The sequence below is a fragment of the Paraburkholderia sp. BL23I1N1 genome (genome assembly GCF_003610295.1).
Taxonomy (GTDB): domain Bacteria; phylum Pseudomonadota; class Gammaproteobacteria; order Burkholderiales; family Burkholderiaceae; genus Paraburkholderia.
In genome coordinates, this window is the sequence record NZ_RAPV01000001.1 from 5,538,878 (window position 1) to 5,552,053 (window position 13,176).

Annotated in this window: 16 protein-coding genes; 9 read left to right on the forward strand and 7 right to left on the reverse strand. The window is 58.1% G+C overall.

Annotated features, from left to right (window positions below; translation table 11 throughout):
• Together istB and B0G76_RS25830 are read left to right on the forward strand one after the other, a co-directional pair.
• Nucleotides 1-789, forward strand: coding sequence for an IS21-like element helper ATPase IstB (istB, locus tag B0G76_RS25825; RefSeq protein WP_120295024.1), 789 nt, complete (start codon nt 1-3; stop codon nt 787-789).
• Nucleotides 790-923: 134 nt separating this feature from the next.
• Nucleotides 924-1,457: a hypothetical protein gene (locus B0G76_RS25830; RefSeq protein ID WP_147394084.1), complete on the forward strand. Its 534-nt coding sequence runs from the start codon at nt 924-926 to the stop codon at nt 1,455-1,457.
• A 447-nt stretch (nt 1,458-1,904) separates the two neighbouring features.
• Here the strand turns inward: B0G76_RS25830 and B0G76_RS25835 are convergent, their stop codons facing one another.
• Together B0G76_RS25835 and B0G76_RS25840 are read right to left on the reverse strand one after the other, a co-directional pair.
• Complete coding sequence (locus tag B0G76_RS25835) at nt 1,905-2,375, reverse strand: RES family NAD+ phosphorylase (protein WP_120295026.1); 471 nt, start codon at nt 2,373-2,375, stop codon at nt 1,905-1,907.
• Nucleotides 2,372-2,827, reverse strand: coding sequence for an antitoxin Xre/MbcA/ParS toxin-binding domain-containing protein (locus B0G76_RS25840; protein ID WP_120295027.1), 456 nt, complete (start codon nt 2,825-2,827; stop codon nt 2,372-2,374). The genes B0G76_RS25835 and B0G76_RS25840 overlap by 4 nt, the downstream gene beginning before the upstream one ends.
• Nucleotides 2,828-3,054: 227 nt before the next feature.
• Between B0G76_RS25840 and B0G76_RS25845 the strand changes: the two genes are divergently transcribed.
• From B0G76_RS25845 to B0G76_RS25865, 5 genes are all read left to right on the forward strand, one after another.
• Nucleotides 3,055-3,339 (forward strand): CopG family ribbon-helix-helix protein, encoded by a 285-nt coding sequence (locus B0G76_RS25845; RefSeq protein ID WP_120295028.1) that lies wholly within the window; start codon nt 3,055-3,057, stop codon nt 3,337-3,339.
• Nucleotides 3,327-3,635, forward strand: a complete 309-nt coding sequence (locus B0G76_RS25850; RefSeq protein ID WP_120295029.1) for a type II toxin-antitoxin system RelE/ParE family toxin — start codon at nt 3,327-3,329, stop codon at nt 3,633-3,635. Before B0G76_RS25845 ends, B0G76_RS25850 begins: the two co-directional genes overlap by 13 nt.
• A gap of 359 nt (nt 3,636-3,994) precedes the next feature.
• Entirely contained in the window at nt 3,995-4,279 is a 285-nt protein-coding gene (locus tag B0G76_RS25855; RefSeq protein WP_120295030.1) for a type II toxin-antitoxin system Phd/YefM family antitoxin, read from the forward strand.
• Nucleotides 4,279-4,620, forward strand: a complete 342-nt coding sequence (locus B0G76_RS25860) for a type II toxin-antitoxin system RelE/ParE family toxin (RefSeq protein ID WP_120295031.1) — start codon at nt 4,279-4,281, stop codon at nt 4,618-4,620. Before B0G76_RS25855 ends, B0G76_RS25860 begins: the two co-directional genes overlap by 1 nt.
• Before the next feature lie 348 nt (nt 4,621-4,968).
• Complete coding sequence (locus tag B0G76_RS25865; RefSeq protein WP_120295032.1) at nt 4,969-5,241, forward strand: DUF1488 family protein; 273 nt, start codon at nt 4,969-4,971, stop codon at nt 5,239-5,241.
• 239 nt (nt 5,242-5,480) lie between these two features.
• On the opposite strand, the gene B0G76_RS25870 is transcribed toward B0G76_RS25865, so the two are convergent.
• The 5 genes from B0G76_RS25870 to B0G76_RS25890 all read right to left on the reverse strand — a co-directional run bounded on the left by B0G76_RS25870 (nt 5,481) and on the right by B0G76_RS25890 (nt 11,684).
• On the reverse strand, nt 5,481-6,002 hold the full coding sequence (locus B0G76_RS25870) for a hypothetical protein (protein WP_120296300.1): 522 nt from the start codon (nt 6,000-6,002) through the stop codon (nt 5,481-5,483).
• Nucleotides 6,003-6,100: 98 nt separating this feature from the next.
• Nucleotides 6,101-6,601 (reverse strand): hypothetical protein, encoded by a 501-nt coding sequence (locus B0G76_RS25875; RefSeq protein ID WP_120291986.1) that lies wholly within the window; start codon nt 6,599-6,601, stop codon nt 6,101-6,103.
• Nucleotides 6,594-8,879 (reverse strand): hypothetical protein, encoded by a 2,286-nt coding sequence (locus tag B0G76_RS25880; RefSeq protein ID WP_259460545.1) that lies wholly within the window; start codon nt 8,877-8,879, stop codon nt 6,594-6,596. The genes B0G76_RS25875 and B0G76_RS25880 overlap by 8 nt, the downstream gene beginning before the upstream one ends.
• Nucleotides 8,880-8,914: 35 nt before the next feature.
• Entirely contained in the window at nt 8,915-10,459 is a 1,545-nt protein-coding gene (locus B0G76_RS25885; RefSeq protein ID WP_120291990.1) for a tyrosine-type recombinase/integrase, read from the reverse strand.
• Between the two features lies 1 nt (nt 10,460).
• A complete protein-coding gene (locus tag B0G76_RS25890; protein ID WP_120291992.1) occupies nt 10,461-11,684 on the reverse strand; it encodes a tyrosine-type recombinase/integrase in 1,224 nt (407 codons plus the stop codon).
• Between the two features lie 502 nt (nt 11,685-12,186).
• Between B0G76_RS25890 and B0G76_RS25895 the strand changes: the two genes are divergently transcribed.
• Nucleotides 12,187-12,429 (forward strand): type II toxin-antitoxin system CcdA family antitoxin, encoded by a 243-nt coding sequence (locus tag B0G76_RS25895; RefSeq protein ID WP_259460730.1) that lies wholly within the window; start codon nt 12,187-12,189, stop codon nt 12,427-12,429.
• Nucleotides 12,429-12,749, forward strand: a complete 321-nt coding sequence (locus B0G76_RS25900) for a CcdB family protein (RefSeq protein WP_120295033.1) — start codon at nt 12,429-12,431, stop codon at nt 12,747-12,749. The genes B0G76_RS25895 and B0G76_RS25900 overlap by 1 nt, the downstream gene beginning before the upstream one ends.
• The last annotated feature ends 427 nt before the right edge of the window (nt 12,750-13,176 follow it).

The following is a 13,176-nucleotide window of genomic DNA, read 5'->3' on the forward strand; positions in this document are numbered from 1 at the left end:
ATGAACCCGAGTCCCGAACTGAACACGATCCTCAAGCAACTGCGCCTGTCCGGCGTGCTCGACTCGCTCGAGCAGCGTAACCGCCAGGCCATCGACGGACAGCTCGCTTACACCGAGTTCCTCGCCATGCTGCTGCACGACGAGGTTGCGCGCCGCGACCAGAAGAAGCTCGGCGCGCGGCTTGCACGCGCTGGCTTCTCACTGGGCAAGACCCTTGAGACCTTCAACTTCGATCTGCTGCCCGGACTCAACCGCGCTCACATCCACGATCTCGCCACGGGCCGCTACATCGACGAGAAGGTCTGCATTCTGATGGCCGGCCAGACAGGCGTCGGCAAGAGTCATTTAGCCCAGGCTCTTGGCCACTGCGCAGCCCGTCAAGGGCGCGACGTGCTGTTCATCTCCCAGACCGATCTGCTCAAGAAGCTGCACGCAGCCCGTGCCACCGGTCTGTATGAACGCAAGTTCCAGCAGTTCGTGCGTGTGCCGCTGCTGATCGTCGATGACTTCGCCATCAAACCGCTGCGCGCACCACACGACGAAGACATCCACGATCTGGTCGCCGCCAGGTACGAACGTGCGGCGTCAATCCTGACGTCAAATCTCGACTTCAGCGAATGGGGCGACGCCTTCCCCGACAACCGTGTCCTTGGCGCCGCCACGCTCGACCGTCTACGCCACGGCGCCTATCGCGTCGTCATCGAGGGCGAGAGCTTCCGCAAGCCTAAACCCATGCCGGAAAACAGCGAAAACTTCGTTGCAAAATCCGGCAAAAAACCGCATTCTTGAGTCCCTTCGAAATCGCGTTTCGGGGCCATTCTGAGTGGCCTCATTATGCCGATCATCCCCGGCTCGATTACGCCGATCCGTGACAGGTGATGCTGCTTGTTGGCCGCTACTTCTACAAAGAGAGACTGAGCGCTATGCAGAAGCTCGCAGCCGCATCCGCAGCCATTGGCGTCGCTAATGAATTTTATCAAGTTGGCGGCGTATCCTGGACATCGCTCTTTGTCTGTCTCGGGTTCCCCGCGTATTTCGCTCTGCGGCGCAGGCTGAATACGGCTCATCTTGGCGGCCTCTGGTTTGACATCACGCTAACCTTGCCCGCTGCGTTCTGCTTTGTCTCCCGCACTCCACACGATGCTTTTTCTACCGCCCCGCACCTGAGCGTTTTGCTTTGCTTGCTCGCTATCATCAGTGCTGCCGCTTTTATGGCCTATACGGTTGCGAACCGGCTGCTTCCATTCGGGCTGTTCGGATTGCTGGGGTATGTTGAGCCAGTTCTGATGGTGATGGTCTCCTTGATGCTTGGTGAGCGAATCCATGCGGAACAGTGGTTAACGTATATTCCGATCTGGATCGCGGTCTTGCTTCTCGCTGCCGAAGGTGGGATCAACCTGGCTGGCTTCAAACTGAAACGCCGTGCCCTTGCAGGATCGCCGTGCGACTGTAACTAAACTGATGCGCTCAACCGGCGGTCCAAATCTAGCCCGCGAACGGCCGCTTCCGAATGAGCATTCGACACTCCAAAAGCGTGGCGAGTGGCCGTTCGGAGTCGGCAGCATGCGTTCGCGGATGCGAGAGTCGCCGCTCAGGATCTGGCTCGGGCGAACGGCCGGTCAGCGCCGTGCAGCCGCCCGATGAGGGACGGTAGCTGAGTGTCTGCAATGGCCGACGACTTGTCCTCGGGTGACGGCATGGAAATGACCGTTGCGTTCTGACACCTGCCAATGGGACGGCGACGGCTCGATCGACAGCAAGGGCTCGAAAAGGAGCGGTCGTGTGATCTCGAGAACGGCGGCTAACGAGCACAACGATGGATGATGGCCGGCGAGGGCACGTCTAACAGCCATTTCCGGCTGGCGATCATGGCTTGTGTGCGTCATGCCTAGCACCGATCGCCGCTACGGCCGCCTTAAAAGTCGAAGAATGCGTGGATCCTGGCGCACGTCAATGGCCATGCTGATTTCAATGCGCGCCGCATCTTCATGAGCAGGATTCAGGATATAGTTGAAGGCGAACGGCATCACTGCACTCGGCACCTTGAGAAGGGCCGAAGTGGCGTGCGTTAGCCACTCGGTTCCGGCAGCCTGCGTCCACGCCTGGTCGTCGCGCCAGTCAGGTGGACAGGTGGCCTCTGCCATCTCGGAGATCGTCACGCCATCGTCCACCTGGACCCTGAGCAACTGGTAGGTATCCGGAAGATCCGCAGTGCTCCCGATTTCCTGATGCACGAGTGTTTCCAGAAGGGCGCCCGCAGGGTGTTCCGCCAGGTAGACGACGGGTTGTCCCGCAAAATGCCACCGGGCGGGTGCACGAAGGCCGCCAAGTCCCTTCAGATCGGCATAGTTGCTGATTCTCCAGAGGACCATCAGGCAAAATATCCTTCGTCAATCTGGACTAATGCATCCTCCACCAGACGTGCCCCGTGTTCGGTGCTCGCCATCTCAAGTGCGCGGCGACCGGCGAAGCGCTTCTGCGGGCTTCGTAGCCAGTGCATCGCCTTCGTCGTATTTCCGAATACCGCCGCAGTCTGCGCCAGGATGCGGGCCAGGCGAATCGCCCGATCCGATTCTTCGGTCGACAGACGCTCGTGCTGCTGCCGCCTGTGCGTCAGGGTGCGCCGCGGAATGATGAACGCAAGTTCATCCGCTTTCAGCCCCTGGGCCGTCAGGCGGTCGATCACTTCAACAGCGACGCGCTCGCTCGCAAGCTCAGCGAGGTCTGTCTCGTTGCGAATGCGTGCGTCCAGTAATTGCTCGAGCATTGCCAGCTCAGCGCGGCGCGGATTTCCGGCCCCGGTCGGTACAAAAGCTATCATGGTCATCGTGGCGCCTCGTTTTGGCAAAATGCTCAACCATTATAGGCGTTTTGCCAAACTTGGGGTGGTGCACCCGCTGTGCGCTGTCTCACGTCCATTCAATTTGACATAATTCAGGTTGTCCCTGTTTCTGTATGTATGTACGGTTCACCTGCTCGGGTCTGCATGACTGCGTGCACTGGCAAACTTGAGGGAGTATGATGTAGCACAGATGTGACACGTGAGAGGTCTCCATGTCTACCACCACGCTCCGCCTTCCGCCGGAACTCCGCGACCGGATCTCAAGACTTGCTGAAGAATCAGGAACTACAGCTCACAGCTTCATGCTGGAGGCGATTGCCGAGAGGGTCACCAGCGAAGAACTGCGCCGCGAATTCCTCACCGAGGGTAACGATCGCCTCGCAAACATGCTGGAGAACGGCCTCGGGATTGAGTGGGCCGACATGCGCGACTATCTGGGCCAGCGGGCCGCAGGGCGCGATCCGCGAACACCGAAGGTCAAGCGATGGCGCGAATAGTTCTGGCGCCTGAAGTTCGCGATGATTTTGACCGGATCTTTGACTTCCTGTTTGAACACAACCCGGCGAGCGCCGCAAAACACATTGATGATATCGTTCGCGCGTTAGACATCCTTCAGACGAGTCCTCAGATTGGACGGCCTGTTAGTGGTCCCGGCGCAATGCGCGAGCTGGTCATTTCGAATGGAGCGCATGGCTATCTTGCGCTGTATCGTTTTGTGGCTGAACTGGACGCTGTGCTGGTGGCCGCTATTCGCAGCCAGAGGGAGTTACGGTATCGGCGTGCCGGCAACTGAACGGAAGGGGACAGATCTGACGCCAGATAGCCAACAAGCGTTTTTCGCAAAACACTTAATTTGACATAAATGATCACTTTTCGTGAACGTTTTAGTTCAAATTTCCCATTATTGGTTGCGACCCGCTTGTCTGTAGTCCGCCACTTGAACAAGTATGGTTGGCCCGCGCTGCATCGCCCGTGACCCGCGAGGCGGGCGATGCAGGATAGGGCGGTGCATCCAATGAAGGTGTCGAACTGCAGCGTATTTTGTGGATTGGCAATCGATCCCGATGACAGAGCGTCCTAATTCAGGACTTTGCATAAAACTGAATTTAGTCTATATTCGGTCTAAACGAGGCTGCAACCGGAGGATCAAACATGCGCCTGGCAGACCACGTAAAGCCAATTAGCTACCTGAAAAGCGACGCGGCGCAGATCGTCAAGGATCTGACGGCTTCTGGCGAGCCGCTGCTGATCACGCAGAATGGCGAAGCGAAGCTCGTCGTTCAGGACGTGCAAAGCTATGAGGACACCCAGCAAACGCTGGCGCTGCTCAAAATTCTGGCCCTGGGCCAGAAGGACATCGAGCAGGGGAAATTCAGGGATGCCGAGGAGTTTCTCGCCGAACTCGACGACCTTGACCGGAAGGAGCAAATCCGCTGATGGGGCAGACAAAGTTCAAGCTCCTGGTTCTCGACGAGGCGCAGGAGGATACGAAGGATCTGCGCCGCTACATCCTCAAAAGCTTCGGTGCTCAGACGTGGAAGCAAACGTCCGCGGAATTGGCCGTCACGCTTGGCAATATCAGGCAGTTCCCGCAGAGCGGTTATGTCCCGGCGGAGCTTTCAGATTTCGGCGGTCTGAATTTCCAGGAAGCGTTGAGCGGCCAGAATCGGGTCATATATGAGGTGCGCGACGACGCGATTTACATTCACGTCGTCACCGATACGCGCCGTGATCTGCGAACGCTTCTTCAGAAACGACTATTGCGTTCTCGCTGGTAAATTCAGCCTTATTGGTGTTTTCACGCTGCAGTGCCGGACCACTCGCCAGATGGTGGCGCTCGCGTGCTCCCGAGAAAGCTCACCGTAACGAGAAATATTAATTCCCAATGCGCAACTAACCGTTTGTCCCGACTGCGTACACCACAAAACACAAACCCGTCTACAACACAACGGGCACCTGAAAAATAACGAGCACGTATATCGCCTGGCGGATATCGATCACGGATACCTGGTGAGGCTGAACCGTTGCGTCATAGACGATTGCGCTGCTTTCAACTTCTGGTAGATTCGTCGCTGAGTGGCGCAGTACAAATACAAAGACCGCGAATGATATTGCCGAAGTACGTCATGGAAATTCTTGATCGCGCGCCCGCCGTCTCGCCGGACGGACGCGCCGTGGTTTTCACGCTGTCGATCCACGGCCGGGAGGTCGAAGGCGCAATTGCGCGTGACGCACTCGAAGAGCATTTCTGGCTACCGCGTAGCGCCGACGCGACGCTCACGCTCAAAACATTTGAACACGGCCGCAACCGCATCGTCGCGGTCGCACAAAGGAAGTTACTTGCGCGGCCCGACGAGCCGCTTTGGCTGACGATGATTGTTGCGTCGATACGCGCCTGATAATCACATAAAAAAGCACAGTCGTTCAATTGTTGCTTCTTGGCACCTATGGTGTGGTGTTGCGTTGGTTTGGTTTTTCAGGTTTTGTTATATTTCAACGGGTAAGGCGGCCGAGTTATCCACAGGATATCCACTTTTTCAGGTGCTTCCTGTTGCGTGACCGTAAAGCGGCATTTGTTGCGTCAATATTCATACGAAGACGCAACAGGATGAGGTCTGGCAACGTGATGTTGCCAGACTCAGTGTTGCGCTCCTGCCGACGCCTGATACATCTTCGACTTCACACCCAGTTCCCACAGCATGTCGATGTTCCTGAGATACGTAGCGACGTTCTGGGCCGAACTGTGGATGATCGAGTGTTCGTGGCCGTCGGCGCTGTCGACTTTCGCCGACCACGGGTCTTCCAAGCACTGGCAGACGTCGTTGATATCGTCGCGATACTGCTTCAGGGTTTCCTGGTCCCAACTCCGCACGACATCGGGCGCCAGGAGCACCGAGAGCGTGCCTTTCCGCTCGCCGATATACCGTACCGGCGTGAGTAGGCCACTGATGTAGAGCACCATAATCGCGTCGATCACGCGATCGTCATGATCCTCATCCCAGATGATGGCGAAGTCGAGGAACGCGCAACGATCGAGCCGGTTCATAAACTCGTCGTGCCAGACCGGTGCTCGCAGGACGGAGTAGTGAGTTCCCCTGCCTAGATTGCCCACGGGGCGTGTTTCATCGTGCAGGGTCTGGAAGAAGGGGCAATAGGACATGTGATACTCCTTTCGGGAGAGAGGCGGCTTCCACCGCAGGACCGCAGCCATTTCGTGACTGCGGGGATCATGCAAACATTGTCACACCAATCAGACGGTCATCGATGCTTTGTTTCTCGCCGGCGCTTCGGACTCTCCGCCGGGATTGGAGAGACTGCCGCTTCAGGTATTGCGCCAAGCTCCGCAAGTTTGTCCCGTGCGTCGCGATACTGTTCATAGAACCTGGCCCACTTGCTGAAGCCGCCGAGTTCGCCGACGGCGCGCAGCATCGCAAGATGGGACGCGGTCAGTAGTTGCACAGTGGCTTCGAGTTCCGCAATCCTGATGTCCTTGTCGGCAAGCGACGCCGCGGTATCGGCGCCGGAGCGTTTCGCAACGCGGCCTCGCCAGCGCCGGTATTCGGCTTGCCGCTGCTGATATCCAGCGAGCAGCTTGCTCCGGGACTCGCTACGGGTGATCGACGACGCCGCGTTGATGGACGGGTGTAGCCGCGCGACAGCGCGAGCCGTGATGTCTTCATCATCGGCCAGCAGCGTTTCGAGAATCTCGCGCATCTGGTTGTCGTCGCTGGACGACGTGGTCTCGTTAGGTTCAGTCATCAAGTACTCCACGTTCCGGGGGCAGTGACAGGTCTACGCCGTCAGGGAAGGGCCGTTCGCCCGCTGGTGTGGCAAGCAGCTTCTGTACGCCGGTCAGCCGCTTCTCTGCGTGGTCAAGCTGGTTTTGCCAGCCGATGCTGGTCGATGGTCTGGCCTGGATCGACTCAAGGGCAAGCTTGAACTTGCCCTCAAGCCTGATCAGGTTCTGTCGGTTCTCCGGCAGATCGGTGGCCGACAGATGGCGGCAGTCTGCGAAGCACTCGAGATGTTTGTGGCAGGGATCGACCGTAAATGAATTCAGGCAATGCCCATACGGTGTTGCATGGAAACCGTCCGCTTCGGCACGAAGGTACTCATACGCGGCAGTGTCGCCCTCTGTTGCCTGGATGCGCAGGAACGCGTCCACGATCGGGCCATTGGCCTTGCCGCCCTTGATGAGCCTGGCAACCGTACTGGCTTTTTCACCAAGCATGATCTCGATGTCCTGCGGGATCTCGATCTGGTCCAGATCTTCTGCGAGGCTGCGATGATCGTACTCGTAACTCTGTGCGACGCTGCGTCGGTTGAACCGCTTCGAGATGATGGTGTCAGCGACGCCCAGCCGGAACAGCTCGGTGTTTTGCAGATGACGCAGCATGTGCGATTCGATCTTCAATGCACGGTCTTCGTCGGTCTGTCCGTATTTTTCGAACAGCGACGGCAGGTCCTTGGAGTCACCGAGTGCCTGTCCAATGAACGTCGGATCAGGACGGTTAACCGACATGTAGCGGGTCACGTCGCACAAACCGTCGTTGCGCTCTTCGACAAGCGAGCGCTTGGGCTGCACGAACAGAAACTCCCACGGCTGAACGACACCGACCGCAAGCGGCAATGGTGTGGTGTCCGACACCTTCGTTGGCGTTTTGAGCCGGATATGCTCTTCGAGTTCTCCAACGTGCAGATGCGTCGCGTGCCATTCCATACGTTCAACAAGGCTAACGGGAGAGCCGTTCCCATGGCGGAAGCGCATGCCAGTCTTGCCCTCGCGCATCGCTTTTACCAGACGGTTTCCGAACTGATAGACGGCCATGTTCAGTGTAAGGTCACCGCTGCGGCGTCGTTCCATCTGATAGCCGTACAGCTCAACGAGTACCGCCGGATCGAAGTCGTCACGGTAGCGCTCGATGAATGGTTCCTGCTCAATATCCAGCCAGAACGGGTTACCCATCAACCGCGTATAGATTTCGATGATGGGCACGAGGCTGTCGGCCGGGTACCACGGAAGCAGACGCCCCGTTTCGCATTGCAGCTTCAGCGTCGCGCGTAGCGGAGCTGTGAGCTTCGCGACATGGTCGAGCGTCTCTGTCAGCAGGACCCGGAACATGTCGGGAACAGGCTGCGTGTTTTCACGAAGGAAGCGGCTGTCCGACTCGTCGTCCTGTTGCTTTTCCGCGAAGTGCCGGGCCATCAGCGACGTTGAGATGCCACCGGCTTCGCCGGCAGGCCGCCCCTTTGAGTCCAGATACGTCCGCTCGCGCTTCCAGTCGACCGGCAACAGGGCAGCTTCGCCCGCACGCATGCCAGTCACGATCATTGTGCGCACGGCGGCGAACCGCAGATCGTCCATGACCGTCCGCGGCTTCTCGGTCATCACGATCCGGGTCAGTTCCCAGAACGCCCGGCGTTCGGGTAGCCGCGCCTCGCTTTTGCGTGCCTCCAGGCCGGCGCGCAACTCGTCTTGCGACCAGGTATGTTTCGCCTTGATCGCGCTTTTCGTACGCATGCGCGTACTGTCTAGCGACGGATACAACTGCCCCACATCGCAGAGGTGTTGGGCATCAAGAATCACCTTGACGATACCGATGACCAGATCGCCAAGTTTGCCGCTGGCCTGTATCGCTGCTCCAATGCGAATCGCGATGCGGAGATCATCAACGGTTAGCTGCCAGGGATCCTTTTCCACGCATGTTGCAACCACCCGGAGCGGTCGCGCGATGTGTTGCATGACATGTCCGGTGGTGTTCCGTTTGAACAGTAACTGTTCGGTAACGGATGCCTTGATCAGATCCTGCCAGGCCGGCGAGAGGGGTCGCCGGGGCAGTGGCGCCAGGCTCTGCTCAGCGCGCTCCGCATTGATGATCGCGAGCGCCTTCGCATCAGGTCCAAGATCTCGCAGGTAATGGGTCGGCGGCGGTACGTCGCCGGCAATGACAGTAAGGTTCCAGCCGACGCCGTCGCATGCGGCACCTGTTTCGTCGAGAGGCATGTCCCACGACAGCCGTTTCTCATGAGCCAGCATTTTGCCCAGTTCAATGAACGCAGAGTAGTGTGGATTCATCGGTTGTCGGCTTCCAGTTCTTCGATGACTGTCTGTATCTCGGCGATCGTGCGTTGCAGTTGCAGGTAGGCCGGCGACCTGGTGTCGCCGCGGGAACTCTGGTCGAAGAAGATCACCACTTCACGCATCTCGGCCAGCACGCGCTCATGCATCGCCTTGTCGTGCAGGGGCATGAATTTCCTGCATCCATAGCACGATGTGACCGGGTTGTAGGGACAGGCGGGCTGGCCCGATTTGCAGCCCCCGATACCGGCAATCGGAATGCCGTGAGGTACACCGGCAATCTGCTGCTCACCTTTAAGAAGGGTGAGCTCTTCCGGGGAGATGAACCGGTCGTGTGCAATTTTTGCCACGCGTCGGTATATGTCCGACGCGCCGAGAGCAAGGTTGACGCGCTCCGCGTGGGTGGCCGATGTCTCGTAATACACGAGTCCTGTTTGCACGTTCGAATGCCCCATAAACTCGGCGAGTTCTTCGTGGCTTGCGCCGGCGTCGACGAGTCTCTGGGCCGCCGTGTGGCGCAGGTCTGTCGCCGTACCGAGGTCTTCGGAGTCGATCAGCTTTCTGACGAGCGCGGCAATGCGGGTTCCGGCTTCGTAGTTCGATTCGACAGCAAAGAAATGCCCAGCACCAGCGAGACCTTCAGCCGTTCGCCGGGCCTTTACCGCAACGAAGATCGGAGCCCACTCGCGCTTGACCCGACGCGTAAGCGGCTTTCTCTTCGAGTTGCTTTTCTGTTTGGCCATATGGAAGGTTAAATGCACCGTCGGCGGTCCATCCGGTGCATCCTGCCAGATACGTACATTTCGCATGCTCAGCATCGCAATCTGGATCGGGCGCATGGCGAACTGGTAGGCGCACAGCAACATCCCTGCGTCGCAAATAACTCCGTACGACGGGACCGTGGTCGACTCAAGCGCCACAACCATTTCATCCAGATAGCGAACAATTGCTGCCTCTTCGTCCGCGCTCAGGAAGACATCACCGGAGCGGACGCCCGCGTAAGCATCCCGGGCAGGCAAGGGAAGGGTAGTAGCGATGTAGGTATCGTAGGTATCGGCCCAGCCTCGCAATCGGTGGCGACATAGGAGTCGCAGCAGCGCTTTCACGAGGATATACGCCGAAAGAGGCATCTCGCGCACACGCAGTCTGGCCCAGACGGCCGCAATCCCGACGGGACCAGCACGAGCGATTTCAATGATATCGGCGGGCGATAAATGTGGAGCGGCGATCAGGTAGTTTGCCGCAGTCGTAACGCTGAGATCTTCGCCGAGCAGGAACAGGAAGACGTGTTTCAACAGCAGGGCGTGATTGGCCACAAACCCCGTGAAGTCGACCCTTATCGTCCGGCCGTTGATTGCCAGTTTAAAGGCCACTTGGCCGGCAGGATCCCGGATCGAGTGCAGCACATCATCGAAGTCGTCGTAATAGCGGATGACCGGCGGCAGCATCGGTAGTGCCGCTACAACCTGATCAATGACATCATCGGCGGGAACATGCACCGGAAACAGGTCCGACTGGACTCGTGGTTTGCCGCCCATATCAGATCCCCCTGGGCAAAGCCCGCAGCAGGGCAACCCGGTCGTCGAAGGCGTCATTCCAGACACCCGCCAATCGATCCTCGAACACGGCGCGCGCATACCGGGACGGCATGGCCGATGTCTTGGACCAGCCAAAGAATGTCCGTAGCTTCTGGAGGGCTTCATCCATCGCATCGCCGTGCTCCAGCAACTGATGGAGCCGGACTACGGCAGATGTGTGGCGCAGATCGTGCGGCGTAACTGCATCCTTGCCAGTCCGGTCTTTCAGCTCCGTTAGCATCTCGACCGGCAAACAACGCGTAATCTGTGCAAATACCTTTGTCAGTGTCTCCGTCGACAACGGAGCGCCGCCCTGGGAATTCAGCAGGAACGAGTGATCGGGGCGGCCCCGATAGTTTTCCACGTAGCTTTGCACAATGCTTGCTGTCAGCTCACTGACGGGCACCTGGCGAATCGAGTGCACATTCTTGATGCTGGGCCTTGAATAGCGAGAGTCGAGGTCCGTGTCCTCGTATTCGTTTTCCTGCACATTGAGCCAGTGACGCGTCCGTTGTTGCTTGTGATCGTAGGCACTTTTGACGGCGTCGGCCGGAAGCAACAGAACTTCGCCGCGGCGCAAGCCCTGATGCAGCATCAGCACAAATGCGACGAAGACGCGCCAGCGTGTCCTGTCACGCCTGAACGGATTCTGTGGAGATTCCGGGTCAAGCATCGCATACAGTGCTTCAACGACACTCGCTGGCAACGAGCGAACCGTCTCAACCGAATTATCCCGACGAACGTGAAGCTGGCTATAAAGCGCAGATAGCCTGTGCAGTCGCTGCTCGACGCGCTGAAGCCGATCATCAGGGGGCTCGCTCTTCGATAACCAGGTGACGACATCCGTCACAAAGCCAAACCCGGTTTGCCAGCGCTTTTCGTCGGCACCTGTTACCACCGGCTGATTTCGAATGGAAACAAACCACGATTCGAGAATCTGGGCCAGCACACCGTCGTCGAGCTCGGTCAGCGCGTTGTCCAGAGCATTCGTGCCGCGGAGATTATCTGCATGTTGATACAGATCCTCCAGATATCGCAGCTTCTTCGTATGCGTGGAATCCGCCAGTTGCGCGGCCGACATTGCCGACCAGACTGCGGTCCAAAACCGCGGTAGCCCGACATCGTCGACCAGCATCGGGCCACGAAGCGCCGCCGGAACCGCGGCACCGAACAATTGTTGAAACACTGGGATCGCCCGTAAGAATACGCAACGGGCAAAGATACCATTAATGGGGTCAGCTGTTGCTCAGAAATCCAGTGAGAAGCTCGCTGCACGCAACAGACCAAAACATACCAGTCCTGTTGATAATTTATATTATGTCAAATATGAACTTGCTGCCCAGCGCATCACGGCACTGTCTGTGCGGCTCAAATAAACTTCGACCCAATTAACCGACCGGCCGGATGCCCTGTTCAGCGCTTCGCCCACGGAGGCGGCATGCCTACAGGAGTAGCTTGACTATGTCGACTCCGTCTCCCTACTTCAGACAATGACGGCGCGGACCACCATCGGTCGTGTGCCGGCTGCGTAGTGACCGAGGTCGCCGGTTAATCCGCATGTGACATGCATCGGGCTGATCCTCGATTGTCGATAAAAACGATATCTGGCTCTTTCCGAATACAGGCAGACTTGCAGCGGATCGCTCATGTGAACCATAATGCACATTAAATGCAACATGGAGGGGCACATGGGTAAGGCACTTGAAGTTCGACCACGCAAGTCGACAAACGTTACGCTGCCGCCTGAAGTCCTGGATCGGGCCAAGGAGTTGGGGATTAACCTTTCGCGCGCGAGCGAGCGCGGTGTGCGCGAAGAAATTCAGGAGGCGGAGGCTCGCCGTTGGGCCGATGATAACGCCGAACTGGTCGCCGCATACACTGCGATGATCGATCGCGACGGGCTTCCGCTCGCGAAATTCAGGACGTTTTAATGGCGCGGTTCGATCTCTACGCCAACCCTGACAACGAGACGCGCGGACTCGCGCCGTACCTGCTCGACGTGCAGAGCACGCACGTCGGAATTTTGCCGACGCGCATTGTGATCCCTCTGCGACCTGCCCAGCATCTCGCTTTTTCGGGCAAACCATCCGATCTGCTGCCGGTTTTCGAGGTTAATGGCGAAAAGTGTTTCCTTGATACGCCCGGCATGAGTGCAGTTCCTCTGGCCGCGCTCGGCAAACGCATCGGTTCTCTTTCGGTTGAACGTGAAGCCATCCTGGCGGCGCTCGACCGGATCTTCGGTGCATTCTGACCGACAGCAATGCAGCGCGATAGCCAGCGACGTGATGATTTAGCGCCGGCCCGGTGCTGTGATCGCCGGTCACAAGGCGCCTGGTTCGATCTCCAGAATCGCCCCCTCCCGCTGCAAGCCGGGTTTGGTTTTGTGGCATGAGCAGTTAAAATAGACGGTTAGTTGCGAATCTACCGTTGTTAATCTTCGCGAATGGTGAGCTTTTCGGGAGTAATCCTGGTGCACGAGCGGCGCATCGAGCCCGGGCGCTTAATGCGCGAATCGCTGCACCCCTGCGTGAGAGTTGAAGAATTCTGGCGTGGCAGTTCACGCATCGCCGGCCAGTAACTGCCCGTCTGCACCCGTCAACGAGGACGCATCCATTCCGGCTTGACCGCATCCCGGACTGCAAGAACTACCGGTGGTCCAGGATGGCCGGCCGTTTCAG